This is a genomic window from Bacillus sp. MZGC1, from assembly GCF_002998605.1.
In the GTDB taxonomy this organism is placed as follows: Bacteria; Bacillota; Bacilli; order Bacillales; family Bacillaceae; genus Bacillus.
Map to the genome: position 1 here is coordinate 712,330 of NZ_PVRE01000003.1, position 24,972 is coordinate 737,301.

30 protein-coding genes and 14 tRNA genes are annotated in these 24,972 nt (G+C 42.3%); 15 read left to right on the top strand and 29 right to left on the bottom strand.

The genetic code is table 11. From position 1 onward, the window contains the following. Window positions 1-71 precede the first annotated feature (71 nt). From C6Y06_RS13050 to C6Y06_RS13060, 3 genes are read left to right on the top strand one after another with little or no spacing between them, the layout of a single operon-like run. Window positions 72-1,073: an ABC transporter substrate-binding protein gene (locus tag C6Y06_RS13050; RefSeq protein WP_106036996.1), complete on the top strand. Its 1,002-nt coding sequence runs from the start codon at window positions 72-74 to the stop codon at window positions 1,071-1,073. Window positions 1,074-1,088: 15 nt separating this feature from the next. Then, window positions 1,089-1,859: an ABC transporter ATP-binding protein gene (locus tag C6Y06_RS13055; protein WP_106036997.1), complete on the top strand. Its 771-nt coding sequence runs from the start codon at window positions 1,089-1,091 to the stop codon at window positions 1,857-1,859. A gap of 34 nt (window positions 1,860-1,893) precedes the next feature. Continuing rightward, window positions 1,894-2,640 carry an ABC transporter permease gene (locus C6Y06_RS13060; RefSeq protein WP_370876318.1) on the top strand — a complete coding sequence of 249 codons (747 nt, stop codon included), beginning with the start codon at window positions 1,894-1,896 and terminating at the stop codon, window positions 2,638-2,640. Between the two features lie 33 nt (window positions 2,641-2,673). On the opposite strand, the gene ytkD is transcribed toward C6Y06_RS13060, so the two are convergent. Then, on the bottom strand, window positions 2,674-3,150 hold the full coding sequence (ytkD, locus tag C6Y06_RS13065) for an RNA deprotection pyrophosphohydrolase (RefSeq protein ID WP_034665337.1): 477 nt from the start codon (window positions 3,148-3,150) through the stop codon (window positions 2,674-2,676). A 249-nt stretch (window positions 3,151-3,399) separates the two neighbouring features. On the opposite strand from ytkD, the gene C6Y06_RS13070 reads away from it, so the two are divergent. Together C6Y06_RS13070 and C6Y06_RS13075 are read left to right on the top strand one after the other, a co-directional pair. Continuing rightward, window positions 3,400-4,053 (top strand): TerD family protein, encoded by a 654-nt coding sequence (locus C6Y06_RS13070; RefSeq protein WP_060597067.1) that lies wholly within the window; start codon window positions 3,400-3,402, stop codon window positions 4,051-4,053. Between the two features lie 22 nt (window positions 4,054-4,075). Continuing rightward, on the top strand, window positions 4,076-4,867 hold the full coding sequence (locus C6Y06_RS13075; RefSeq protein ID WP_034665541.1) for an AIM24 family protein: 792 nt from the start codon (window positions 4,076-4,078) through the stop codon (window positions 4,865-4,867). A gap of 28 nt (window positions 4,868-4,895) precedes the next feature. Here the strand turns inward: C6Y06_RS13075 and C6Y06_RS13080 are convergent, their stop codons facing one another. From C6Y06_RS13080 to C6Y06_RS13095, 4 genes are all read right to left on the bottom strand, one after another. Beyond that, the gene (locus tag C6Y06_RS13080) at window positions 4,896-5,204 is read right to left on the bottom strand and encodes a hypothetical protein (RefSeq protein ID WP_034665329.1); all 309 of its coding nucleotides are present in this window, start codon (window positions 5,202-5,204) and stop codon (window positions 4,896-4,898) included. A gap of 43 nt (window positions 5,205-5,247) precedes the next feature. After that, window positions 5,248-5,652 carry a phage holin family protein gene (locus C6Y06_RS13085; protein WP_060597096.1) on the bottom strand — a complete coding sequence of 135 codons (405 nt, stop codon included), beginning with the start codon at window positions 5,650-5,652 and terminating at the stop codon, window positions 5,248-5,250. A 156-nt stretch (window positions 5,653-5,808) separates the two neighbouring features. Further along, window positions 5,809-6,000, bottom strand: coding sequence for a hypothetical protein (locus C6Y06_RS13090; protein WP_034665322.1), 192 nt, complete (start codon window positions 5,998-6,000; stop codon window positions 5,809-5,811). 121 nt (window positions 6,001-6,121) lie between these two features. Next, entirely contained in the window at window positions 6,122-6,559 is a 438-nt protein-coding gene (locus C6Y06_RS13095) for a Dps family protein (RefSeq protein ID WP_003217576.1), read from the bottom strand. A gap of 133 nt (window positions 6,560-6,692) precedes the next feature. On the opposite strand from C6Y06_RS13095, the gene ytzI reads away from it, so the two are divergent. Then, the gene (ytzI, locus tag C6Y06_RS13100; RefSeq protein WP_034665318.1) at window positions 6,693-6,839 is read left to right on the top strand and encodes a YtzI protein; all 147 of its coding nucleotides are present in this window, start codon (window positions 6,693-6,695) and stop codon (window positions 6,837-6,839) included. A gap of 7 nt (window positions 6,840-6,846) precedes the next feature. Here the strand turns inward: ytzI and C6Y06_RS13105 are convergent, their stop codons facing one another. Both C6Y06_RS13105 and C6Y06_RS13110 read right to left on the bottom strand, forming a co-directional pair. After that, window positions 6,847-7,281 carry a FixH family protein gene (locus tag C6Y06_RS13105; protein WP_034665315.1) on the bottom strand — a complete coding sequence of 145 codons (435 nt, stop codon included), beginning with the start codon at window positions 7,279-7,281 and terminating at the stop codon, window positions 6,847-6,849. Window positions 7,282-7,395: 114 nt separating this feature from the next. Then, window positions 7,396-7,869, bottom strand: coding sequence for an S-ribosylhomocysteine lyase (locus tag C6Y06_RS13110; protein WP_003217624.1), 474 nt, complete (start codon window positions 7,867-7,869; stop codon window positions 7,396-7,398). Window positions 7,870-7,995: 126 nt separating this feature from the next. Here C6Y06_RS13110 and yidD point away from each other — a divergent pair, with 126 nt between their 5' ends. Continuing rightward, window positions 7,996-8,220 (top strand): membrane protein insertion efficiency factor YidD, encoded by a 225-nt coding sequence (gene yidD / locus C6Y06_RS13115; protein WP_003217666.1) that lies wholly within the window; start codon window positions 7,996-7,998, stop codon window positions 8,218-8,220. Between the two features lies 1 nt (window position 8,221). Here yidD and C6Y06_RS13120 read toward each other — a convergent pair whose 3' ends face one another. Further along, the gene (locus C6Y06_RS13120; protein ID WP_034665310.1) at window positions 8,222-8,788 is read right to left on the bottom strand and encodes a beta-class carbonic anhydrase; all 567 of its coding nucleotides are present in this window, start codon (window positions 8,786-8,788) and stop codon (window positions 8,222-8,224) included. A 212-nt stretch (window positions 8,789-9,000) separates the two neighbouring features. Here C6Y06_RS13120 and C6Y06_RS13125 point away from each other — a divergent pair, with 212 nt between their 5' ends. Then, on the top strand, window positions 9,001-9,990 hold the full coding sequence (locus C6Y06_RS13125) for a metal ABC transporter substrate-binding protein (RefSeq protein WP_106036998.1): 990 nt from the start codon (window positions 9,001-9,003) through the stop codon (window positions 9,988-9,990). 72 nt (window positions 9,991-10,062) lie between these two features. Here the strand turns inward: C6Y06_RS13125 and C6Y06_RS13130 are convergent, their stop codons facing one another. Next, a complete protein-coding gene (locus tag C6Y06_RS13130; RefSeq protein WP_034665302.1) occupies window positions 10,063-10,305 on the bottom strand; it encodes a type B 50S ribosomal protein L31 in 243 nt (80 codons plus the stop codon). A 175-nt stretch (window positions 10,306-10,480) separates the two neighbouring features. On the opposite strand from C6Y06_RS13130, the gene C6Y06_RS13140 reads away from it, so the two are divergent. From C6Y06_RS13140 to C6Y06_RS13155, 4 genes are all read left to right on the top strand, one after another. Continuing rightward, window positions 10,481-11,812, top strand: a complete 1,332-nt coding sequence (locus tag C6Y06_RS13140) for a cytochrome ubiquinol oxidase subunit I (protein WP_066030510.1) — start codon at window positions 10,481-10,483, stop codon at window positions 11,810-11,812. A gap of 21 nt (window positions 11,813-11,833) precedes the next feature. Then, on the top strand, window positions 11,834-12,880 hold the full coding sequence (locus C6Y06_RS13145; protein WP_181185487.1) for a cytochrome d ubiquinol oxidase subunit II: 1,047 nt from the start codon (window positions 11,834-11,836) through the stop codon (window positions 12,878-12,880). Window positions 12,881-12,948: 68 nt separating this feature from the next. Then, a complete protein-coding gene (locus C6Y06_RS13150; protein WP_008360682.1) occupies window positions 12,949-13,107 on the top strand; it encodes a DUF1540 domain-containing protein in 159 nt (52 codons plus the stop codon). 25 nt (window positions 13,108-13,132) lie between these two features. Beyond that, the gene (locus tag C6Y06_RS13155) at window positions 13,133-13,324 is read left to right on the top strand and encodes a hypothetical protein (RefSeq protein WP_034665287.1); all 192 of its coding nucleotides are present in this window, start codon (window positions 13,133-13,135) and stop codon (window positions 13,322-13,324) included. A 106-nt stretch (window positions 13,325-13,430) separates the two neighbouring features. Here the strand turns inward: C6Y06_RS13155 and menC are convergent, their stop codons facing one another. The 6 genes from menC to C6Y06_RS13185 form a co-directional block, all read right to left on the bottom strand. Next, on the bottom strand, window positions 13,431-14,555 hold the full coding sequence (gene menC, locus C6Y06_RS13160; RefSeq protein ID WP_106036999.1) for an o-succinylbenzoate synthase: 1,125 nt from the start codon (window positions 14,553-14,555) through the stop codon (window positions 13,431-13,433). Then, window positions 14,552-16,003, bottom strand: coding sequence for an o-succinylbenzoate--CoA ligase (locus tag C6Y06_RS13165; protein ID WP_060597107.1), 1,452 nt, complete (start codon window positions 16,001-16,003; stop codon window positions 14,552-14,554). Before C6Y06_RS13165 ends, menC begins: the two co-directional genes overlap by 4 nt. Window positions 16,004-16,074: 71 nt before the next feature. Then, a complete protein-coding gene (gene menB / locus C6Y06_RS13170) occupies window positions 16,075-16,893 on the bottom strand; it encodes a 1,4-dihydroxy-2-naphthoyl-CoA synthase (protein WP_034665273.1) in 819 nt (272 codons plus the stop codon). Between the two features lie 14 nt (window positions 16,894-16,907). Next, a complete protein-coding gene (gene menH / locus C6Y06_RS13175) occupies window positions 16,908-17,732 on the bottom strand; it encodes a 2-succinyl-6-hydroxy-2,4-cyclohexadiene-1-carboxylate synthase (RefSeq protein ID WP_106037001.1) in 825 nt (274 codons plus the stop codon). Next, window positions 17,717-19,459 carry a 2-succinyl-5-enolpyruvyl-6-hydroxy-3-cyclohexene-1-carboxylic-acid synthase gene (menD, locus tag C6Y06_RS13180; RefSeq protein ID WP_106037002.1) on the bottom strand — a complete coding sequence of 581 codons (1,743 nt, stop codon included), beginning with the start codon at window positions 19,457-19,459 and terminating at the stop codon, window positions 17,717-17,719. The genes menH and menD overlap by 16 nt, the downstream gene beginning before the upstream one ends. Beyond that, complete coding sequence (locus tag C6Y06_RS13185; protein WP_106031912.1) at window positions 19,452-20,870, bottom strand: isochorismate synthase; 1,419 nt, start codon at window positions 20,868-20,870, stop codon at window positions 19,452-19,454. The genes menD and C6Y06_RS13185 overlap by 8 nt, the downstream gene beginning before the upstream one ends. A gap of 382 nt (window positions 20,871-21,252) precedes the next feature. Between C6Y06_RS13185 and C6Y06_RS13190 the strand changes: the two genes are divergently transcribed. From C6Y06_RS13190 to C6Y06_RS13200, 3 genes are all read left to right on the top strand, one after another. Continuing rightward, window positions 21,253-22,191, top strand: coding sequence for a 1,4-dihydroxy-2-naphthoate polyprenyltransferase (locus tag C6Y06_RS13190; protein ID WP_034665260.1), 939 nt, complete (start codon window positions 21,253-21,255; stop codon window positions 22,189-22,191). A 117-nt stretch (window positions 22,192-22,308) separates the two neighbouring features. Then, complete coding sequence (locus C6Y06_RS13195) at window positions 22,309-23,043, top strand: TraR/DksA C4-type zinc finger protein (RefSeq protein WP_034665257.1); 735 nt, start codon at window positions 22,309-22,311, stop codon at window positions 23,041-23,043. Window positions 23,044-23,129: 86 nt separating this feature from the next. Continuing rightward, entirely contained in the window at window positions 23,130-23,606 is a 477-nt protein-coding gene (locus C6Y06_RS13200; RefSeq protein ID WP_034620862.1) for a TspO/MBR family protein, read from the top strand. 77 nt (window positions 23,607-23,683) lie between these two features. Here the strand turns inward: C6Y06_RS13200 and C6Y06_RS13205 are convergent. The 14 genes from C6Y06_RS13205 to C6Y06_RS13270 form a co-directional block, all read right to left on the bottom strand. Beyond that, window positions 23,684-23,755, bottom strand: a tRNA-Glu gene (locus tag C6Y06_RS13205). 7 nt (window positions 23,756-23,762) lie between these two features. Further along, window positions 23,763-23,853 (bottom strand) — tRNA-Ser (locus tag C6Y06_RS13210). Window positions 23,854-23,856: 3 nt separating this feature from the next. After that, window positions 23,857-23,931, bottom strand: a tRNA-Asn gene (locus C6Y06_RS13215). A 6-nt stretch (window positions 23,932-23,937) separates the two neighbouring features. Further along, window positions 23,938-24,014: transfer RNA gene (locus C6Y06_RS13220), tRNA-Ile, on the bottom strand. A gap of 17 nt (window positions 24,015-24,031) precedes the next feature. Next, window positions 24,032-24,105 (bottom strand) — tRNA-Gly (locus C6Y06_RS13225). An 11-nt stretch (window positions 24,106-24,116) separates the two neighbouring features. Next, a tRNA-His gene (locus C6Y06_RS13230) sits at window positions 24,117-24,192 on the bottom strand. Between the two features lie 27 nt (window positions 24,193-24,219). Then, window positions 24,220-24,292 (bottom strand) — tRNA-Phe (locus C6Y06_RS13235). Between the two features lie 18 nt (window positions 24,293-24,310). Further along, window positions 24,311-24,387 (bottom strand) — tRNA-Asp (locus C6Y06_RS13240). Between the two features lie 4 nt (window positions 24,388-24,391). Beyond that, window positions 24,392-24,468: transfer RNA gene (locus C6Y06_RS13245), tRNA-Met, on the bottom strand. A 22-nt stretch (window positions 24,469-24,490) separates the two neighbouring features. Next, window positions 24,491-24,583: transfer RNA gene (locus C6Y06_RS13250), tRNA-Ser, on the bottom strand. 7 nt (window positions 24,584-24,590) lie between these two features. Beyond that, window positions 24,591-24,667: transfer RNA gene (locus C6Y06_RS13255), tRNA-Ile, on the bottom strand. A gap of 4 nt (window positions 24,668-24,671) precedes the next feature. Then, window positions 24,672-24,745, bottom strand: a tRNA-Met gene (locus tag C6Y06_RS13260). A 25-nt stretch (window positions 24,746-24,770) separates the two neighbouring features. After that, a tRNA-Ala gene (locus tag C6Y06_RS13265) sits at window positions 24,771-24,843 on the bottom strand. Window positions 24,844-24,850: 7 nt separating this feature from the next. Beyond that, a tRNA-Pro gene (locus C6Y06_RS13270) sits at window positions 24,851-24,927 on the bottom strand. Window positions 24,928-24,972 lie beyond the last annotated feature (45 nt).

Below are 24,972 nucleotides of genomic sequence, written 5' to 3' on the forward strand. Positions count from 1 at the left end.
TCTAGGCACTCACCAAAAATCCCTTTTCACATACTTTAATAGTGATCTAGAACAAAGGAGGCGAATTACTCTTGAATCGTTCCATCAAAGTCAGACTGGCATTCATCGTCGTGGTCCTGCTCTTTATTCCATTTGTCGCCTGTAAAAAAGAACAAGAGCAGACCGTACAAGTAGCCGAGGTGACCCATTCGGTCTTTTATGCTCCGCTATATGTCGCCTTATCAGAGGATTTCTTCATAGAAGAAGGCTTGGAGGTTGAACTGAAAACCACTTGGGGCGGTGATAAAACGATGACAGCTCTCTTATCAGGCGGTGCTGATATCGCCCTGACCGGGTCTGAATCCTCTATCTATGTAGAGGCTCAAGACACAAAGGACTCTGTCATGAACTTTGCACAGCTGACACAAACAGACGGCACATTTCTTGTTTCAAGGGAGGAAATAAACCAATTCTCTTGGGATCAATTAAAAGGAAAAGACTTCTTAGGACAGCGGAAAGGCGGCATGCCGCAAATGGTCGGTGAATATGTCTTGAAAAAGGAAGGCATTGATTTAAAAAAGGATCTTCGCATGATTCAAAATATTGATTTTGCCAACATTTCAGGTGCGTTCTCCTCTGGAACTGGCGATTTTGTGCAGTTATTCGAACCGACCGCTTCCTTACTTGAAAAAGAAGGTAAAGGGTACATTACCGCCTCCTTTGGAGAAGCTTCTGGCAAAGTGCCATATACTACCTTCATGGCAAAGAAGAGTTACTTAGAGGAAAACAAAGAGACAGCTGAAGCCTTCACCCGAGCCATTTACAAAGCGCAGAAATGGGTAGAAGCCAAGCAGCCTGAGGAGATCGCAAAGGCCATTCAATCTCATTTTCCTGATACAGATCTTGATGTCTTATCAACTGCCATCAAACGCTACAAACAGCAAGATTCCTATGCAACAGATCCCCTTCTGAATGAAGAGGAATGGAACAAATTGCAGGAAATCATGAAGGAGAGCGGTGAATTGCCGGAATTTATCCCGTACAAACAACTTGTCGATTCATCCATTGCAAAGAAGGTCACAGATCACAAATAGAATAGGAGGTAGCACATGTCTTTCCTTCAAATTGACCATGTGACCCACACGTACTTCTCTTTAAAAGAAAAAACAACGGCTATACAGCACATCAATATGGAGATAGACCAAGGTGAATTCATCTCATTTATTGGTCCCAGCGGCTGCGGAAAAACCACCTTGCTGTCTATCATCGCAGGCATTACGCCGCCCTCTGAAGGTCGAATTTTAATCGAAGGAAAAGAACCAAATCAAAAGGAGCATCAAATCGGCTATATGCTCCAGCAAGATTATTTGTTTCCTTGGAAAACCATCAAGGAAAATGTGATTCTCGGGTTAAAAATTGCGAAACAAGATTCACATGAGGCCACCTCAGCTGCCCTTGATTTACTGCCAAAGTTTGGACTGCATGAAGTAGAGGAAAAATATCCTAAGGAGCTGTCTGGCGGAATGAGGCAGCGTGCGGCTCTCGCCCGAACGCTTGCAGTTGATCCCGGTCTGCTTTTACTAGATGAGCCATTTTCAGCGCTAGACTACCAAACCAAACTGACATTAGAAGATCTCGTCTTTCACACATTAAAAAACTATCAAAAAACAGCAGTCCTTGTGACACATGACATCGGCGAAGCCATTGCGATGAGTGACCGCATTTTCTTATTCTCAAAGCATCCAGGCTCTATCCAGCGAATCTTTAGCGTACCAGACGATATAAGGGCTCTCTCTCCTTTCGAAGCGAGACAGACCCCGCGTTTCCAAGAGCTCTTTCAAACGATTTGGAAGGAGCTGAAAACAGTTGAAACACAGTGACCTTTTACATGAAGCCTATCGCAAAAAATACCGAATGGAAAAACGTATCACACGTATCTATCAGTTCATCATATTCGCCAGCTTCTTTTCGCTTTGGGAGCTTGCCAGTCATTTCAGGCTCATCGATCCGCTGATTTTCAGTTCACCATCTGCGGTCTGCCAATTATTTGTGCAAAAAATATCAGATGGTTCTTTAGTAAATCATATGAGTATTACGTTATTTGAAACGGTGCTCGGTTTTCTACTTGGTACCTTTTGCGGCATTTTGCTCGCTGCCGCCTTATGGTGGTCCACCCGATTAGCAAACGTTCTTGATCCTTATTTAGTCATTTTAAATGCCATGCCGAAAGTTGCCCTCGCCCCCATTTTAATTGTTGCCCTTGGTCCTGGCATGATCAGCATCGTCGCGATGGGTGCGATCATTAGTGTGATTATTACAACGATCGTCATTTACACTGCCTTTCAAGAGGTCGATGAGAATTATTTAAAGGTGATGAAAACCTTTGGCGCGAAAAAAGGCGTCGTCTTTCGTGAGGTCATGTTGCCAGCCAGTATTCCAACGATGATTTCTGCAATCAAAGTCAATGTCGGTCTTTCTTGGGTTGGGGTCATTGTAGGGGAATTTCTTGTATCCTCAAAAGGGCTCGGCTACATGATTATTTACGGCTTTCAAGTCTTCAACTTTACACTCGTGTTCTTAAGTCTTTTCATTATTGCTGTGTTTGCTACCATCATGTACCAGCTTGTGGAATGGCTCGAACGCCGTTTTCTCCAAAAATAAAAAAAGCACAGGGATGGTCTCCCTGCGCTTTTTTTAACGAATCAAACCGTTCTTTTCTAAATAAGCAAGACTTTGTCTTAGCACATCATCTTTCATAATAAAACTGAAATTCTTATTTTTTGCGATGGATCTTGGCAAGTCTGCGAAAAGAACAGGTCCTTTCGTTTCAAAATACGTGTCCTGCTTCACTAGCCTTTCAATATCAGCGAAATAAATATTCTTTACGATGACCTTTTCTCTGCCTAGCACCTGATATTGGCCAATATACGTTAATTCACGAACAACAGCACCCGTCTCTTCTTGAATCTCACGTATAGCGGCTTGGTCTGCTTCTTCATTTGGCTCAACTTTCCCTCCTGGAAACTCATAGCCCCGATCCTCATGTTCAGTGAGCAGCCATTTTCCCTGGTAGCGGCAGATGGCCCAAACATGCTTTGGATGACTTGAAAAAGGCTTCTCTTCAAAGGAGAGCTTGACCGTATTATGATAATAGTCTTTAAATACATGCATGTGAAATCCCTCATATCCTGTCCTTGCTTCTTGTAAAACATCATACCACAGATCACATTTCTCTGAAGAATTTTTATCAAAAGTGAAACAAACGAGTGGTTTCATCTCGTCTGTATTTAAAATGAGGTTATTGTTGCTAAAACCTTTTTATCATCTCCAACTTCATCCAATTTTAATCATGAAACCTTTTATCCCTTGATGACGTAAATCAATAAGGGTTTGTCCTATCACGACGAGGAGGAAAACAGCATGAGTATAACAAATGGGTCAAAACAAGAGAAAGATCAAGCGCTTCCGCTCAGGAAAAATGAGAAAGAAGACGCACCTCATGAGGTGATCAAGAAACACCTCATCAAAGGACAAAAGCTAGATTTAACAAAAGACAATCCAAATATCGACCAAATTCATATCGGGCTTGGCTGGGATCTGGCTGGCCAGCCAATTGATTTAGATACGCAAGTGTTTCTCTTAAATGAAGAGGACAAGCTGTTGTCTCCAAGCCATCTGATCTATTATCATCAGCAGCAAAGCTTAGACGGGGCTGTTCGTCATCTAGGTGATCATCAATTTGGCGGCGGGTATCGAGACAATGAAATGATCATTATGCAATTAAGCAGAGTCTCACCTGATATTCATAAAATCGTCGTAACAGCCACAATACATGATGCACACGAGCGCAAGCATCATTTTGGACAAGTGACCAACGCCTACGTGCATCTTACTGATCAAATCTCGCAACAAGAGATTTGTACCTTTCAATTAACAGAAGATTATTCGTATTGTACCTCCATCATTTGCGCTGAACTCATAAGAGATGAGGACGAATGGGAAATTATCGCGACTGGGCAAGGAACTACGTTAGATTTAAATGACTTATGCCGCATCTACGGATTCACATCTTGACGCAGGAAAGGAGCCGGCACCAATGGGATTTCATTTCAACACGATAGAAGAACTCACTTTACAAGCAGAAGGCAGCGGAATCTTTTTTGCGAAAAAAGGCGCAATGATTGCCGATCAAGGAACGTTTCAATACCGCAAACGACTACTCGGGACAAATAAAGGAAATATGGTCAGTCAAGTATTTAACCACATCAGCAGAAAATTGACAGGTGAAAACCTTGAGGTGATGGAAGTGAGTGGACAAGGTACTTGTTATTTAGCTGATTCCAGCGAGCACGTGACAGTGATTAATCTTGAGCCGAGCGGTCCTTGGCAGCATGTAAGTGTAGAAAGTGAAGATCTACTTGCCTTTACTGAGGAGTGTCATTACGGCGTGACACCAGTAGGCGTTGGTATTTTATCACAGAAAGGACTGTTTACATCAAAGCTCTCCTATCAAGGCCACGGAGCGCAGGTCGCCATTAAAACGAATGGAAACCCGCTCATTTTAAAAGCCCCCTGCCGTGTAGATCCTGACGCCATTGTCGCTTGGACAGGCAAAGCACCGAAGGTCAAATTAGATGTGAACTGGAAAACCTTCATTGGACAAACATCTGGTGAATCCTACTTATTTGAGTTTCAAGAACAAGACCAAATTGTCATTATCCAGCCATCTGAGCGCACATCTGGCTTACGGGTTGGTTTAGATGATAACCGCTACAAGCCTCAAAGCCAGAGCTCTTCTCATGATTTCACTAATTCACAGACATCACAGCAAGAGAATAAAGGCGGGCTTAGTGACCTGATCGGAGGCATCTTACAACCGCGAAAATAAAGCATGTAGAAAATCTCTACATGCTTTTTCAATTCATTAATCCATTTGTTTCAATAAAGTTCTTTGTCTCTTCATTCCCGAGCTCATAAATCATTGAGTAAATCTCTTGTCTTTTTCGATCCATTTCATCATTCGGACTGTCATAATGATATTCTAGAAACGGAACATGCGCTCGAAAGAAGCCTTTCCAATCTGTCATATACTGTTCATCGAAATAGTCTCTCAGCTGCAAAATTTGATCATCATCTGCTTCTATTTGAAATTGCCAAGCCGCCGCATCTCTATGCTGCGATATCGACCCATCCTGTACAGATACATAATATGTGTGTCTCGCCATCTGATTCATCCTTTTTCCTTTAGTATGACCAGATATGAAGAAATTACGGCTTTTTGCGTAATTTATTTTTCAACATGTCCAACACATCAATAAACAACTGTGGAATGGGAATTCCGAGGGCATTGGCTGTCGAGACGATTTGGTAAGATTCATAAATAATATAAAAGATGATCGCTAAATCCTTAATCATCCCATTTGTCTTCAGCATGACATCGAAGAAATGCGCCATCGATATTAAGGAGACCGTCACAATCTTTCGAACAAGCCGTGTAAAAAAACGTTTCATTGTGAGCTGCCCAGTCAAAGATTCTCTTAGGCTTGAACAAATTAATTCGATGGCCATCAGTGTCACTAATATCATCAGTAAATATCCTGCTCCACCAAACAGAAAGCCCATCGCTGACAAACTGACTGTAAACAACGAAAAGATGCCTAAATCCTTGCTCACATGGCATCAACATCCTTTCAAAGTGGAACTCCTTACCTCAATAGTATATGCCGGATCCTCGCAATAGCTTGGACGACAAAAAATAAAGGCGTCGTCTTTTAAATCAGACAGAGTGATGACAAGAAAAAAAGCCGCCTTGTGCGGCGGCTTCCATTCTTAGACTCTGACATCAATAAAGCGAGCGTCTGAATCCTTTGGCTGAACAGCTTGAGGCTGCTGCTGAACTTGATCCAACATGACCATAGCTTGTGCTGTATTCGTAGCAAGCTGTGAATTCAACAAACTAATATTGAGTGTTCTTTGAATGCTCGCGACTTGCTGACTCATCATTCCTGCAATGGAAGACATCTTCTCCCCTCCCTTCTCTTTTCTCTTCGGCTGAAAGCCCTATGATTTCAATGGGCTGTCTGTCACAAATCCATCAAAAAAGAATGCCGATCTTATGATCGACATTCCTTTCACATTCGTATTATCCTAAAAATGCTTTAAGCATCCAGTTGTGTTTCTCAATAGATTGATGTATCGCAAGCAGCATATCACCTGTTGTTTCATCGCCAACTTCTCCAGCCAGCTCCATTCCTTGCTTTAATTCCTCTGCGATATTGGAGAAATCATCATATAGATTTTTCACCATTTGCTCCGCTGATTCATTGCCTTCAGCTTCTTGAATGCTAGAAATTTCTAAGCATTCTTTCATTGTCGCAACAGGCTGTCCATTTAACGCAAGCATACGCTCAGCCAAATCATCAATGTATGTCGCTGTTTCTGTATAAAGTTCCTCAAATTTCTCATGGAGTGTAAAGAAGTCTTTTCCCTTTACGTACCAATGATAGTTATGTAATTTCACGTAAAGCACAGTCCAATCAGCTACTTGTTTATTGACGACGTTTAATAATTTTTCAGACATGTTCATTCCTCCTTATGTAATTGCGTTTATAGTATGAGAATACCCTTTTCCTATTATACTGAAACCTGCCATGAATTTCTTCTATTTTGACTGCATGAAATATATGTTAATATGGAAATAAGGAGGGAGTTAGATGCTGTTACTTGGGATTATCAGCTTTATCATTATCTCAATCGTTGTCTTTTTATCACTGTGGACAACATCGAAGGCTTATGAATATAAGCATAAAATCGATTCACCACAGGATGCTGAACCAAACCAACGTCCTAACCCTAAATAAATCGCACTTAATGATGTGAGGTTTCTGCTTCAGTAGATGAACTCTCTTTTTTCACATCACCTACGTGGATGTTCGTCTTCGGCATATTATGCTGCTGTTTAGCTGTCACATGGACTTGTATGATATAAAGGCCATCTTTTTTAAAGGCTGTATGCAATTCATATACACCTTTGTTCTCTTTCTTTGGCTGAATCATCTTGCTGTTATCTTTGTCACCATCTTTCCACACTTCAAATTGAACATCGTCTGCATCATCAACAGGGGTATCACCATATGTGACAGCTGCTTTTACTATAACGCTTTCATTTTTCTCCACTTGCTCAGGTCCTGTAAGCTTCACTTCTAATAGCTCAGGCACCTCCCCTTTGCCGCTATTTGCTGCAGAGTTCCCACATGCACTTAGTAACATGAGCATCAAAATCATTCCCAACATTTTTCGCATCCCGAGTTTCCCCCTTCTTTTACTGACATGTCCATTTTAACAAATATCCCCTATTTTGACATCTCATGATCGAATTCAAAAAACCGGACATCAACATGTCCGGTTTATGATCTATTAACCAAATACTTTTAGAAGCTCTTCTTGATCTTGAGAAAGCCAGAAACGCATCAAACGTTTTGCCCCTTCAAGGTCATGAAGCTTCGCTTGGCCGCATTGCTCTTCGTTTGCAGCAGGAATCTCTGTTACCTCAACTGCATCCTTGAATGTTGCATCAAGAAGTTCAACGATCTCTTTTGGAGTAGGTGCACCACTGACCACTAAATAGTAGCCTGTCTGGCAGCCCATTGGAGAAATATCAATGATATCAAAATGATCGTATTTCTCTGAGTGTGTTCTAATGTTAAACGCAAGTAAATGCTCTAATGTATGAATCGTATCAGGTTTCATCGCCTGCTTGTTAGGCTGACAAAAACGAATATCAAATTTATTTACTTCCCCATCTGATCCCACTTTATGAACGCCGCAATGACGAACGTATGGCGCTTTTACAGCATTATGATCAAGTTCAAAGCTTTCAACTGAAGGCATAATCACCACTCCTATAATTGCAATTTCCTATATTATAACATATTTCTCCGACCAGCTTAGTTTATAAAACTTTCCTTCCTTGTCCTTTTTTCTTATACTGTGAAAGACAGACAAGGAGGAACCTCTATGAAACAAATTTTTATCGGCATCATACGCTTTTATCAAAAATGTATTTCCCCTCTTACACCGCCTAGCTGCCGGTTTTACCCAACATGCTCAAACTATGGGCTAGAGGCGATCAAAACGCATGGCGCTTTAAAAGGCGGCTGGCTCACCATCAAACGGATTTTAAAATGTCATCCGCTCCACCCTGGCGGCATCGATCCTGTCCCGCCGAAAAAGGAAAAATAACTTATTTTTCTTCATATCCGTTGACGACTAAGTCAAGCTTGCCTGTTCCAGGATCAATGACAAGACCGTGCACAGGCACATCTGATGGAAGAAGCGGGTGATTTTTTACAACGGACACACTGTCCTTCACGCTCTCTTCAACAGAACTAAAGCTTTTGAGCCACTGTTTAAAGTCGATTCCTGAGTATTCCAGTACTTCAATACGCTTTTCTGGAATACCACGCTCAATGGCTTTGTTTAAAAGTGTTTGACTGTCTATTTTGCTCATACCGCAATCATGATGCCCAATGACATAAACCTCGTCAGCATTTAATTCGTAAACAGCCACTAAAATGCTTCGCATAATACTTCCAAATGGATGAGAAACAAGAGCACCAGCACTTTTAACGATCTTGATATCTCCATTTTTCATGTTCATTGCACGCGGAAGCAGCTCGACAAGTCTTGTATCCATACATGACAGAATGACAGCTTTTTTCTGTGGAAACTTCGTTGTTGTAAATTCTTCGTATTTCTTTTCTTCAATAAACTGTTGATTATATTCGATGATTTCATCTAAAAGTTTCATACGTTTGCCCATTCCTTTATCTTTTTTAAAAATAAATATAGCACAATGTGAGAAATTTCGTCACGTTTTGCAGCGCATTTTTTTAAAGGAAACATCTGCTGATGAAATTTTTTTATTTTCCTCTTTTCAAATCGTAATTATTACGATACAATAACTCAGGACATTAAATCGTAATCATTTCTATCTAATAGATTGAGAGGAGACATTTCTACATGAAAAAAATCTTTTATATTTTAACAGCTGCTTTATTTGCGATCGGTCTTGCCGCTTGTTCAAGCAGTACGGGGACAAATGCTTCAAAAGGAAAGGCAGACGGGAAACTAACCATTTACACCACGATCTTCCCGATCCAAGATTTCACTGAAAAAATTGGCGGTTCTCACGTTCATGCACAAAGTGTGTACCCTGCCAATGCAGATGCACACAGCTTTGAACCAAGTTCAAAAACGATGGTTGAAATGGCTGAAGGTGACGCCTTCATCTACAGCGGTACAGGAGCTGAAGCATTCGCTGACAAAACCGCTTCTACGTTAAAAGACCAAGGCGTGAAAACAGTCAAAGCAGCCGAAGGCATCAAATTGTTATCGACAAAAGAAGAGCATGCACATGAAGAAGGCGAAGACCATGATCACGACCATGAAAGTGAAGCTCATGACCATGATGAACACGACCATGGAGATAAAGATCCTCACGCATGGTTAGACCCAGTTTATGCACAGCAAATGGCGAAAAACATTAAGGACACTCTCGTTTCATTAGATCCAGATCATAAAGACGAATACACAAAAAACTATGAAAAACTAAAAAAGGATTTGCAATCGCTAGATCAAGAGTTCAACACAACGTTATCTAAAGCAAAACATAAAGAAATCCTTGTTTCTCACGCAGCTTACGGTTATTGGGAAAAGCGCTATGGCATTGAGCAAATCAGTGTATTAGGATTATCCGCTTCTGAAGAGCCTTCACAAAAGCAGCTCGAAAGCATTGTACAAAAAGCTGAAAAGCATCACATTCAATATGTGATTTTTGAAAACAACGTCAGCAGCAAAGTATCAGATACAATCCGCAGTGAAATTGGGGCAAAAAGCCTCACACTTAAAAATCTAGAATCTATTACTGAAGATGATGCCAAAAATGGCGAAAGCTACATCAGCTTAATGAAACAAAATCTAAAGACCTTAAAAACCGCTTTAAATGATTAATTACTAGAACCTCGGGTGATCATCCGGGGTTTTTTGCTGCAAAAAAGCACACCATTGTAGGTGTGCTTTTTATTACATTTGATATTTTTTCTTAAACAACTCGGCTCTTCCGCCTTTTTCTCCGAATTTTTGTCGTCCTGTATAAAAAGGATGCGTATCAGAGCTTGTTTCTACTTTAATCACAGGATACGTTTTCCCATCTTCCCATTCTACTGTCTCATTGGATGTCTTTGTCGATTTACTCAAGAAGCGGTAACCGCTGTTTACGTCCATAAATACAACTTCATGTGAGGTTGGATGAATATCTCTTTTCAATGTCAAAACTCCTTTCGTTATCAAAACGTAATGATTACGCTTTATATTTATATTTTACTCCCTCTTTTACAACTTGTCAAAAATCAAGCTTTCTTAGTCAGGAAGAATAATCTAAAAATGGTGGAGAATAATAACATCATGAAAAAGAGAAGCGATAAGAAAGGCGGAGAAAAAATTGACTGATCTCGTTTTAGCTAGAAGCCTGTTCGGCACAACCATGGGCTTTCATATTATTTATGCCTCGCTTGGCGTCGGCATCCCGCTAATGATTTTGTTAGCTGAACTCATCTTCCAAAAAACGAAGGATCCTCACTATGCTGTCATGGCCAAACGGTGGACGAAAGCGCAGGCTGTCTTGTTAGGTGTCGCCATTCCAACAGGCACGATTGCTGGTACCCAGCTCGCTCTTCTATGGCCAGGTTTTATGGAGGTCATCGGAAAGGTCATGTCACTGCCATTTCAGATTGAAATTTATGCGTTCTTTATTGAAGCATTATTTATGTCTATTTATGTGTACGCAGCGGATCGCCTATCACCTGCTATGCGCATCATTACCGTTATTTTTGTCGTGATTGGCGCAGCCGCTTCAGCGATTCTGATCACAAACGTACATGCGTTTGAAGGAACACCTGCTGGCTTTCAAATGGTCAATGGAGAGATTACAAATATCGAGCCTTGGAAGGCCTTTTTCAATCCAAGCTTTGTGGTGACTGCGACACATGTCGTGCTGTCTGCTTTTACAACAGGTGCTTTTGTAATTGCTTCGGTGGCCGCTTTTAAAATGCTCAAAACAAGAAAGAATGAGAAACTCTATACTTTTCATCGAAAAGCCCTTTTTCTTGGACTTATTGTAGGAGGCCTTTTCTCATTTCTTACGGCCTTAAATGGTCATGAGTCTGCTCAGCTTCTGTATAAATATCAGCCTGAAAAGTTAGCCGGTGCTGAAGGTTTATTTGAAACACAATCACATGCGCCTCTTGCAATAGGTGGTTTTACTGATGCCGATTCACAGGAAATTAAAGGAGCAATTGAAATCCCTTGGGCGCTTAGTTTTCTGGCAGGAAATAGCTTTGATACGGTGGTCAAAGGCTTAAATGATTTCCCTCGTGACGAGTGGCCGCCTTTATTTATTCACACATTATTTAACGGCATGGTTATCATTGGCTCAGTCCTCATTTTGTTTGCAGTGTTAGCACTGCTTTACCGTAAAATTTTAAAACGCGAACATTATCCGAAGTGGCTCCTTTTTCTTTACTTATTCGGCGGGCCCCTTAGTCTTTTGGCCATTGAGTTCGGCTGGATCTTTGCATGTACAGGCCGTCAGCCATGGGTCATTTATCGAATGCTCAAAACCTCAGAGGTCGTCACATCATCCGGTTCAATCGGTACGCTCTTTATCCTTTTTGCCATTGTCTATCTCATCTTAGGCATAGCAACCGTTATTGTACTGACGTACTACTTTAGAAAACATTCGATTGAAGAAGACCTACGGTTAACAGAATCTTAAAAAGGAGCGATCTAGATGCAAATGGATGTTACAACTGATGCGCTCATTGCAATCACCATCTTATGGGGATTCGTTTTTATCTATGCAGTGATGGCATCAATGGATTTCGGCGCAGGATTTTGGTCGATGATTTATATGAATAGAGAACAAACAAAGGCCGCTAATATTGCAAATAAATATCTTTCTCCAACATGGGAAGTGACAAACGTCTTCATTGTGGCGATTGTTGTCGCATTGTTTAGCTTGTTTCCAGGTGCGACCTTTGTACTTGGTACCGTTTTATTAATACCCGGCAGCATCATATTGTTACTTCTTGCACTGCGAAGCGGGTTTCTCGTGTTTTCTCATTCACTCCCTAAAAAATACCGAAAAGCGGTTACTTACATTTCAGGGATAAGCGGCTTTATCATTCCGTCCATCCTGATCATGGTTCTTCCGATTACTCATGGTGGATTTATCTTTCAGGAGAACAACGTCTACTCATTAGATCTTGGACTGGTCTTTACGAGTGCAAATGTCTATTCTTTTGTCGGCTTTGCCATTTTCAGCACCCTTTTTCTTTCGTCTTTGCTTTTAGCTGATTTCTCGAATGTGGCTGATGAAGATGAAGCTTACAGCATTTATAGAAGAGGGGCTCTCATTACGGGTCCGCTTTCACTCTTGATGGCCTTTTTTATCATGCTGACATTAAGAAGCGAGGCCAATTGGCTGTTCACAAAAATGATGCAGAACATTCCTATTCTTCTTGTATCACTCCTGATGTTTTTGCTAGCAGGACTGGCTCTATTTTTACCAAACAGCCGGTTTAAGCAGCGGAAAGGCCGGCCCCGTTTAGCTGTCATTGCGATTACCATTCAATATTTTTTAGCAAGCTACGTGTACGGACGTGCCCATTTGCCTTATATGGCCTATCCAGATATTACAATCATGTCTGGATTTACAGACCCTGTCACATTTAGAGCATTGTTTATCACCTATATAGTAGGTTTTATCATCTTATTCCCTGGGTTCTATTTCTTCTGGAAATTGTTTATGAAGGATAAGCGCTATATTCGTCAGGAAGATTAACATGAATGGACGAGGTTCATTTCGGTTACATTATAGAAGAAAGACATACTCAAAAGGAGGTCATCTGTATGAGTCAAAAAATCCTTTGTGAAGTCAATAACTGTTCCTATTGGAATGCTGGAAACCGCTGTGGGGCAGATGCAATCTATGTCGTCAGCCACACAGGAAATACGGCTGAAAAAAGTGAAGAAACGGATTGTAAAACGTTTAAACCACAAGATCTTTAAGTCTCATTAAAGGAGGCGCTTCACATTGAAACACGATCGGCTGCTTCAAACGTTTTTTGACGAAATTCATGACGCGGACGAAGCCGCATTTTATCAGGCTGCTCACTCCTTTTTAAACCTTTGGGATTATGAATATGGCCATGCAGCAGACATGCCCAATGAAATGAATCACTATATCGGACAGCTTGCTTACGACAGCGAGCTTGTAGAAGAGTAAGAAAGAGCGGATCACCGCTCTTTCTTTCTTGATGAGACAGGAAGGAAAAACTTTCTCTCACTATACATAGATTTTATTGGATGTGCAAAAGGTGATTCACTCGTTTTCACATCACAAAATCATGTTTTGTAAACACGTCAATTTTATCTGAAAAAGAACGAAGCGCTTGATAATCCACTTCTACGCCCATTCCTGGGGAACGAGGTACCTCAATAAAACCATTCTCAACCTTGATTTCAGGAAAAATGATATCTTGCTCCCAATATTTTGATGAAGCTGAAATATCACCTGGGATTGTAAATTGAGGAAGGGAAGCAAGTGCCACGTTCTGCGCGCGGGAAATGCCTGTTTCAATCATCCCTCCGCACCATAATGGAATTTGATGCTCCTTACTGAATGTATGGATTTTAAGGGCTTCTGTCAGCCCCCCAACTCGTGAAGGCTTCACATTAATAATTTGACAGCTGCCAAGCTCTACAGCTTTTCTAGCATCATCTAAAGAACAAATACTTTCATCCAAACATATCGGTGTTTTTAAATGCTTTTGCAAATGGCGATGATCCACGATATCATCTGCAGCTAATGGTTGTTCAATCATTAATAAACGAAAGTCATCGAGCTGCTTGAGCTTGCTAATATCCTTTAATTCATAAGCAGAGTTTGCATCCGCCATTAATGGAAGGTTAGGGAAAGACTCTCTAATTTTTTTAAGAAGTCCAATATCCTGTCCCGGCTTAATTTTCACCTTCACACGCTGATAGCCTTGGTCAACATATTGCTGAATTTGCTTCAGCATGTCGTCAATGGGTCCTAACCCCGCCACAACACCAGAAGGTATTCTCTCTTTGGTGCCGCCTAATACATCGCGTAACGACTTATTCTCACGCTTCGCATAAATATCCCAAACAGCCGCTTCGATTCCCGCTTTCGCCATCCTATTACCTTTAAATTGGTACAGGCTGTCTGGTATTTCTGAAGGGTGTGTAAAGGTGCGTGTCAGTACATTCGGTATAAAGAAAGCTCTCAGCATATGATAGCAAGTCTCAATGGTTTCTTCTGTATACCATGGAGAAGAAAAGGCTGACACCTCTCCCCATCCAGTCAATCCTGTTTGATCTTTTACCTCGACAATAATAAACTCACGCTCTGAGATGGTTCCAAGACTTGTTGTAAATGGCTGCTTGAGCTTCATCGTGACATGATATAAAATCACTCGTTCAATTTGAATCATCTAAAAACCCCTTTGATCCTGAGTCTGTGCCTCTGCAATTTATTCGACGCATTTCTTGGCAGCTCGTCCACAAAGTGAAAAGCGGCGGGCCATTTATATTTTGCTAAATGCGACTCACATAAAGCATAGAGCTCATTCTCCGGTATCTTATGGTCTGTGACAAGAAAGGCAGCCGGTACCTCTCCCCATCTATCATCATACATACCCGTCACTCCGGCTTCTTTTACATGCGGATGTGTTAACAGAACCGCTTCAATTTCAGCAGGATAAATATTCTCACCGCCAGAAATAATTAAATCTGAACGGCGGTCAAGCACAAATAAGAACCCTTCCTCATCCACATAGCCAATATCACCCGTTTTCAGCCAGCCTTGATCAAAGGCAGCTGTGGTTGCTTCTTCACGGTAAAGGTACCCTTTCATGACATTTGCCCCTTTCACCATAATTTCGCCATGCTCAAAAGGACGACAAGTGCGTGTACCATCTTGAATTTTCAGCTCACACCCAAAAAGGGGTTTTCCCGCTGATCCAAGCTTCTCTACACTAAATTCAGGCGCAAGGGTCACAATTTGTGAACAGGTTTCCGTCATACCGTACGATTGAAACACAGGGAAGCCTTTCTCTTTGCTTTCTTGAAGTATCGCAAAAGGCGCAGGTCCTCCGCCTAATAAAAGACAGCGCAAAGAAGACGGGCATTCTTCCAGTCTGCTTAATAAACGGGATAACATCGTTTGAACAACAGATATCATCGTCACACGATGCTGTTCAATAGAATCCTTTACTTCATCGACATCAAACTTCTCATGAAGTACGACAGTCATCCCATAGATCACAGACTTAAATAAAGCGGATAACCCGCTAATATGAAAAAGAGGCAGTGCAATAAGCCAGCGGTCATCCTCTCTGATGCCCATATTTAGTGCAGAGGAAATGGCACTATGAAAATGATTGCCAAACGTTTGCTCCACGCCTTTTGGGCGTCCTGTTGTGCCAGATGTATACATGATGGTCGCTGTTTCATTCAAATCAAATTCGCTCTCGATTTTCTTTTCATTATCTTGACCTGCTTCAGGTAAAGTCTCCATTGTATAAACGGGGAGATCACCTTTATGATCACTGGCATAAACAGGTTCAGTTAATAAAGCGGCTGCTTTTGCATCTTCAAGCTGATAGCGCCTCTCAGCTTTTGTTAACTTATTGTTCAATAGCACGATTTTTAATCCTAATGAAAAACAAGCATGAACAAGCATCACCATTTGAGGCTGATTGTTCATCAAAAGCCCAACCGTTTCCCCTTTTTTCAATGATGCATCTGCAAGTCTATTAGAAAGCTCATTTACTTCATCAGCTAAATCGCGAAATGTCCACTTTTTATCCTGATAAATGAGCGCGACTCTTTCTGGCGTTAAATAAGCACGGTACAGCAGCCAATTAGGTTGCTTCATCATGACACCTCCTCTTCTTAAAAGAAAACAGCTTAGTCTGATGCACTAAGCTGTTTTTCATCGATATGATTGAATCAAGGGAAACGCGGGAACTGACCGAAGTCCGGCTTGCGTTTTTCCTTAAAGGAATCGCGTCCTTCTTTTGCTTCATCTGTTGTGTAATAAAGAAGTGTCGCATCTCCTGCAAATTGTTGAATTCCAGCTAATCCATCCGTATCTGCATTAAATGCAGCCTTCAAGAATCGTAAAGCAGTCGGGCTCTTTTCTAGCATCTCCTCACACCACTTCACAGTTTCTTCTTCAAGCTGCTCTAATGGTACAACTGTATTGACAAGTCCCATATCAAGCGCTTCTTGTGCATTGTATTGACGGCATAAGTACCAGATTTCTCTCGCTTTCTTATGACCAACAATACGTGCAAGGTAGCCTGAACCATAACCAGCATCAAAGCTGCCTACTTTTGGACCAGTTTGTCCAAAAATCGCATTATCTGCTGCAATTGTCAGGTCACATACAACGTGAAGAACGTGCCCGCCGCCGATTGCATAACCAGCAACCATTGCAATCACCGGTTTTGGAATCACACGAATCAAACGCTGTAAGTCTAATACATTTAGACGCGGAATTTGATCGTCTCCTACATAGCCGCCATGGCCGCGTACTTTTTGATCTCCACCAGAACAGAATGCTTTGCCGCCAGCTCCTGCAAGTACGATTACACCAACATTTGAATTATCACGAGCACGTGAAAATGCATCAATTAATTCACTCACAGTCTTTGGTGTAAACGCGTTATGTACATGTGGACGATTAATCGTGATCTTTGCGATCCCATTGTACGTTTCATATAAAATTTCGTCATACTGACGCTCAGTTTGCCATTCAATAGCCATCAATAGTTCCTCCTCTAATCTTGCGTAATAAACTCACTTACTATTTTACCAAAAAAATGTGGTTGTTCCACATGAACTGTATGCCCAGCCTGCTCAGCCAATATGAATTGACTGCCTTCAAGCTCCTGCTGCATACGTTTGGCGATATTGCAGAACTTTTCATCAAGCGCTCCGCAAATCAACAAAACAGGTAAATTCATATGCTTTAAAGCCTTCCAAACAGAGGGCTGCGAACCTGTTCCTAGGCCTTCTAAGCTGCGAGCCAGTCCAAGTGGATTGGCTTTCAGCCTTCCCTCTCTCAGTTGAGCCTGCGTTTCAGCTGATAAAGTTTTCTGCGAAGCAAACAGTGGAATACTCTCCCAAAAATCCACAAACTTCACTAAACCTTCATGTCTAAGTTTCTGAGCGAGCTGATGATCGTGTTTGAGTCTTGCCATCCGCTCTTTAAAAGTGCGAAGCCCTGGAGAGGTACTCTCAAGGACCAATTTGTTGACTTGATCTGGATAACGAGAGGCAAATGATAAAGCAATACGTCCTCCCATAGAATATCCGAGAATATTCACTTTGTGAAGCTTTAATTGGTTTAAAATCTCTGCAAGATCTGCCAGCTGATGCGACATCGCATATCTTCTCATACTTTCTGGTGAGTCCGTGCGGCCATGTCCAAGCAAGCTGACTTGAATCAATCTTGTATTCACCATATAACCATTCAAGAACGTCCAAGAAGCCGCGCTTCCAGTGAAGCCATGTAAGCATAGCGTGGCATTCTCAGCCAATGGATTCTGATCCACCACCTCGTACGCCACACCATCACGCATCCGTATTATGAAAGAAGACATTCTTTTTTCACTTCTTCCAATATGTCATCCATCATTTGACGATGCTTGCCTACACGGGAATGCCGATCAGTTTCAATTTCAATTAAATGAAGTCCAGGCTCTTCTATATGCGCCATGTAGACATCATGTAATTCTTGTTTCGTTGACGGTTTCGAATAGGTTCCCCCATACAGCTTCGAAGCATACTCAAAATTCAGTCCAGTCGGCGTTCCGAAGAGTTTTTCATAATACGGTTCATCAGACGCCTGTGGAAGGAAAGAAAAGATGCCTCCCCCATCATTGTTTAACAACACAACCGTCAGCGGAATGTCCAGCAGCTTAGCTGCAAGCAAACCGTTCATATCATGATAAAATGATAAATCTCCAATCACTAAGGTGACTGGCTGTTTCAAAGCCGCATACGTGCCAAGTGCTGTAGACACAACGCCATCAATGCCATTGGCTCCTCGATTCGCCATCATCCGAAAAGGCTTCGATTGCGTTTCAAAAAATGTATCCACATCACGAATCGGCATACTGTTTCCGATAAAAAGGACACTCTCCTTCGGCAAGAGATGCTGAAGCTGACGGTACACATTCCCCTCAAATGACAGATTCTCATCAGAATAATGGGATGCATGCGTTCTGAATGAAGAATTAACATTCTGCCAGCGTTTTAGAAAACTTGTATCCTCACGTTGATCCGCTCTCTTGAATACTTCATCTACAAAAGTTGCCACATCACTTTCAATGACGTATGAAGCACTCAATCCAGGATCTCGAAAACCTCCGGCAGCATCAACGACAATCTGATTCACTTCCAAATGTTTTTCCAGCCACTTGAATAAAGGTTTGGACACAGGCATCGGTCCAAAACGAATGACCATATCCGGCAATAGATGCTGCTGCAATGCTTCATCTTTCAATAATGAATCATACGCATCAATAATAAGATCTGCATGTTCATGACCATTTCGCAAATGAGAAAGCGGGTCCGCTAAAATCGGAATATGCAAGGCTTTCGAAAGACGTAACACTGCCTCTTTCTCTTCCTGCGTATGAAGTTCACCACACACAATCAGTCCCTTTTTGGAATGGTTCATGACCGTCACGATTTCAGACATCACATCATCATTTGGGAAAGCCTGTCCTGCAGCTATGACCTTTTTTCGGCCTGTTTCTTCTCGCTCAAAAGGATCAATAGACAAATCAGGAAGCAATGGTTCTCTCAGAGGGACATTGATCTGAACAGGTCCCTTCGGCTCTTGCATTGACATATGATTTGCTCTTGCCGCAGCCGTCTGAACATAGCGTAACATCGTCTGACTTTCTTCCGGCAATGCTAAGTCTGTGAACCATTTAACAAACTTACCGAATAAGAATTGCTGATCAATCGCTTGAGGTGCCCCAACTTCCCTCAATTCGTGCGGCCGATCAGCAGTTAAAACAATAAGTGGTACACGGGAATAATGTGCCTCTACAATGGCTGGGTAAAAGTTAGCAGCTGCCGTACCTGATGTACAAATAAGCAGCACCGGTGCTTGACTTGCTTTTGCAAGACCAAGCGCATAAAAAGCAGCAGACCGTTCATCCACTAATACATGAACATTGATGTCTTGATGGGCAAGAGCCAGCATCGCAAGCGGGGTTGAACGGGAACCAGGACAGACAACCGCTTCCTTCACACCACCTTGTACAAATTCATCCATCAATCTGCCAATATATGTTGTCATGATTTGATTATTCAATCGGACGACCTCCAAGAGCAGATAGCATTGGTCTTAATTTCACTTGCGTTTCCTCGTACTCCTGCTTTGCAAGGGAATCCTCTACAATGCCGCAGCCAGCGAATAAACGAACATGGTCTTCCTCAATAAGACCTGACCGAATGGCGACAGCAAATTCTCCATTATCCTGAGAGTCAATCCAGCCCACCGGCGCCGCGTACCAGCCACGCTTCAACGGTTCGATTTCACGAATGACCTCAACCGCTTTTTCCTTCGGATATCCGCCTAATGCTGGCGTCGGATGGAGCTGTTCAATTAATGAAAAGAGGGAACAGCTGCTTTTAATTTCTCCCACAATCGGTGTAAACAAATGCTGAATGTTTTTTGTTTTATAAAGACTAGGTTGATTTGGTTTGTGCACGTGAAGGCAATTGGCCTCAAATGCTTGCTGAATCATATTGACGACAATTTGATGTTCAATCAAATTCTTCTCATCATGCAGCAGTTCCTCGCCTAATGCTCGATCTTCCGCTTCATCTTTTCCTCGAACAATCGAACCTGCTAAACAAGATGAAAAGACCTCGCCGCCGCTTTTTTTTACTAAGCGTTCCGGCGTAGCTCCAACGAATGCTTGTCTTCCTTGTTCAACCGCAAATACATAACTCGTTGTTTGATGCTTTAATAATTCTGCTAACAGTGGAGCAAGTTCAATTTGATTTTTATAGTGAAGCAAGACTTCTCTTGCTAAAACAACCTTTTCATATTCGTTTGCACGAATGCGGTCTGTCGCTTCTTGGATCGCCTTCATCCATTCCTTCACATCTAGTTCTTCCATATGAACAAGTTCAGCTTGTCCATCATGTCTGAGCGGTAATGTTTCGAAATGAGAGGCTTTTTGTTCTAATTCTTGAATGAGCTGATGAACATTCCCGTCCACCTGCTTCCATTCATTGATCGTAAGAAACGTGCCTTCTTTCGAGACAGTGAGCATCATCGATGGCACAAAAAAATGAGCCTCGCCAAAAGCTTCCCAGTGACGCGCCTTCTCTTCATACGGATCAAATGAGAATCCTCCAAATAAAAGCGGACCAACAGCCGCTTGCCTTAAATCCTTCTCATCATGAAAATGGAACATGTGCTGCTTCAGCTGTTCCCATTCTTGATGGACTATATCAAATCGTTCCTTGCCTTGCTCAGTTGATTTAATGACGGCCGCTCTGCCAAGTCCAGAAAATATCATTTGGCTTTCTGGATCAGACCAAAAAAACCGCTCGCCTAAAAAATCCGCTTCGCCGCTTTGGAAAAAGGCAAGAGGATCCAGATCGTCAACTCTTCTGGAGTAGCTTATCAAAACAGCATGGTTGACGTTATTCGCTTCTTCTAATGTCGCAAGCGCTTCCTGCCGGAAAGTACTTTGCACTGTTGTCACCATGATACATTCCTCCAAAATCCATGAAATAACATAAAAAAATAAAACCATAATGAAAAAATACATGAACATTCGAGTATGTCGAATGGCCTGCTTTTCTATTATAAACCTTAACAGATGAACTTAGTAAAGAAAACAGCTTTTAAAACCTCGAATCCTTATTATATCACGCTTTCTAGATTTTTTCGCTCCTGCTTCTTGAAACGAGAGCATCTAAAGGAAAAATGGCAAGTCCTGTTCTAAGATCAAGCTTTCTCTCGATATGGCAACGATTAGCAAACATCTTTTTCCGGTTTCATCGCATCAATATATTGACACCTTTTTGAACTTTGCTAAACTGGAATTTGGACGTGTACGTATTTTTTTATTTAAAGGAGTATATTTTATGCAGCATCAATCGATATCAGATCAGCTTTCACCGATTAAGCCTGATAAGAACTGGCGGATTTGGTGGAATTTACTACGACCGCATACATTAACAGCGGCATTTATTCCCGTTACTTTAGGAACTGTTCTAGCACTTCCAAGTGGTCAAATACATGTTGGGCTATTTTTAGCTATGCTGTTGGCATCTATGTTTATCCAAATCGCAACGAACATGTTTAATGAGTACTTTGATTATGTTCGCGGATTGGACAATGAGAAATCTGTTGGCATCGGTGGAGCCATTGTAAGAAACGGTGTGAAGCCAAAAACAGTCCTCGGCCTCGCTTATGCACTATTTGCGCTTTCTTTACTACTAGGGGTGTATATTTGCATGATGTCTAGCTGGTGGATTGCACTGATAGGACTCATTTGTATGGCAGCAGGCTATTTCTATACCGGCGGCCCTGTACCCATTGCATATACGCCGTTTGGAGAACTTGTGTCAGGTGCTTTTATGGGACTAGGAATCATCTTGATTAGTTTCTATATCCAAACAGGCACACTGACATCTAAAGCTTTTCTCGTTTCACTACCAATTTCTATTTTAGTTGGTGCCATCTTACTATCGAACAATATCCGCGATTTAGACGGCGATAAAGAAAATGGACGAAAAACACTTGCAATCCTTGCTGGGCGAAAAGCTGCAGTGAACATTTTACTTTCCATGTTTTTGGTCTCATATGTACTTATTTTTGTTTATATCTTCACAGATATTGTCGGCCTTTGGAGTCTTCTTGTTTTACTCAGTGTGCCAAAAGCATATACAGCTATCAAAGAATTTAAGCAAAAAGAAAAACCAATTGAATTAATGAATGCCATGAAATCTACAGCTCAAACCAATACATTTTTCGGTTTCCTGCTGACAATCGCTTTGATCTTACAATACTATATTGCGTAACAAAGAACGCCTGCAGCCGCAGGCGTTTTTTCATGAGGAATTGCTTCAAATTGGAACTAGTCTTGCAGACAAAATTGCTCATACTAACATTATGTTTGATATGAAAGGATGATCGCTTTGTTGTCTAAAGACGAATTACATCATTTGAAGCAGCGACTTCTCGATGAAAAGCAAGAACTCGAAGCTAAAAGCCATGACGATGAACAAAAAGTATCATTTCCTTATGATTCGCTCGGAGAACTGTCAGCCTATGATAACCACCCAGGTGATCAAGGGACAGAGCTATTCGAACGCGGGAAAGATATTGCGTTAAACAGTTTGGAACATGAACATTTGTTAGACATCAATGAGGCACTTCAAGCCATCACAGACGGCTCTTATGGCCTGTGCAAGGTCTGTAAGGCCCCTATTCCAAAGGAACGCTTAGAAGCCTTGCCTAGTGCCGTCACATGCACAGAGCATTCAAAAGAACAAACCGTTTCACAAAACCGTCCGATTGAAGAGGATTTATTAAGTCCGCCATCAGGTCAATTTGAAAATGAAGAAAGCGCAGCCTACGATGGAGAGGATGCATATCAAGACGTAGAACGCTATGGAAACTCTGATACCCCGTCCGATATGGAATTCCCTCCATTGACATACGATGATGTGTATACGCAATCAGAAGATGAAGATTATGTGGAGGACTATGAAGGATTCGCAGCAGCTGATATTGAGGGCAAGGCAAGCAAGGTATATCCAAATAAAGCCCACGAAGCCTATGAAGAGGCATTAGACGAAGAAGGTGTCATGACGGTATTTGGTGACTTGAAGCCGTACGAAGAAGAACCTTATACAGAAGAAAATCATTAGTCCCCTCATATTGGGGGCTTTATGTTTATATCATGTAATGATTGGGAAATCACTTTAAGAGTGAATTTGATTGGAGGAGATTCTTAATGGCAAGAAAAAGTATCATTTGGGCAGTGGTTGTCTTCTTTATTACATATGCATTATTCTCTATTGCCGGATTCTTGTTTCCGATTGACAGAGAGTGGTATGATGCACTGAATAAACCGGAATGGACACCAAGTGGTGGTGTAATTGGTGCTGTGTGGGCTGTCTTATTTGCTCTGATCTCGTTGTCTGCAGCGATCATTTATGGAAAGTACGGATTTCAAAAAATCACTTTACCATTTTGGATTCTTTTTCTTTTAAATTACGTATTTAATCAAGCCTTTAGCTTTTTTCAATTTACACAAAAAGATTTATTTGCCGCTACGATCGACTGCCTGCTTGTAGCACTGACAGCACTTGCACTTGTCATCGTCTCGCGTAAACTAAGCAAAGTCGTTCCAATTTTACTGATCCCTTATGTCTTATGGGGCTTCTTTGCGACATACTTGTCTTATACGATCTATTCCATGAATATGTAAAAAAAGACCGCTATGATGGCGGTCTTTCCTTTTGAAGAAAATAAAAAAGAGATCTTTGACAAGACCTCTTTTAAACATGACCCGTACGGGATTCGAACCCGTGTTACCGCCGTGAAAGGGCGGTGTCTTAACCGCTTGACCAACGGGCCAGATAAATGGCGGAGAAGGAGGGATTTGAACCCTCGCGCCGCTTGCGCGACCTACACCCTTAGCAGGGGCGCCTCTTCAGCCACTTGAGTACTTCTCCATTTGGCTCCGCAGGTAGGACTCGAACCTACGACCGATCGGTTAACAGCCGATAGCTCTACCACTGAGCTACTGCGGAATATCATGGTGGGCCTGAGTGGACTCGAACCACCGACCTCACGCTTATCAGGCGTGCGCTCTAACCAGCTGAGCTACAGGCCCATGAACGGATATACAAATGGAGCGGGTGATGGGAATCGAACCCACGACATCAGCTTGGAAGGCTGAGGTTTTACCACTAAACTACACCCGCAAAAATATGTATGGGGCGATTGATGGGAATCGAACCCACGAGTGCCAGAGCCACAATCTGGTGCGTTAACCACTTCGCCACAACCGCCATACTGTCAATATTTTTTTATAAAAGTGGCTCGGGACGGAATCGAACCGCCGACACACGGATTTTCAGTCCGTTGCTCTACCAACTGAGCTACCGAGCCAAGTATTCTTTTTGAAAATGGCGGTCCGGACGGGACTCGAACCCGCGACCTCCTGCGTGACAGGCAGGCATTCTAACCAACTGAACTACCGGACCATTTTGGTTGCGGGGGCAGGATTTGAACCTGCGACCTTCGGGTTATGAGCCCGACGAGCTACCGAACTGCTCCACCCCGCGATGATATGGGTATTAAAAAATATGGCGGAGGAAGAGGGATTCGAACCCCCGCGGGCTTTGACACCCCTGTCGGTTTTCAAGACCGATCCCTTCAGCCGGACTTGGGTATTCCTCCGTATAGATGGTGGACCTTGTAGGACTCGAACCTACGACCGGACGGTTATGAGCCGTCTGCTCTAACCAACTGAGCTAAAGGTCCTTTATAGCGGCGGAGGGGATCGAACCCCCGACCTCACGGGTATGAACCGTACGCTCTAGCCAGCTGAGCTACACCGCCATGATCAAAATAATCTTTTAAAAAGTGGAGCCTAGCGGGATCGAACCGCTGACCTCCTGCGTGCAAGGCAGGCGCTCTCCCAGCTGAGCTAAGGCCCCATAAAGATGGTCGGGAAGACAGGATTCGAACCTGCGACCCCTTGGTCCCAAACCAAGTGCTCTACCAAGCTGAGCTACTTCCCGATCTTAATGGCGCGCCCGAGAGGAGTCGAACCCCTAACCTTTTGA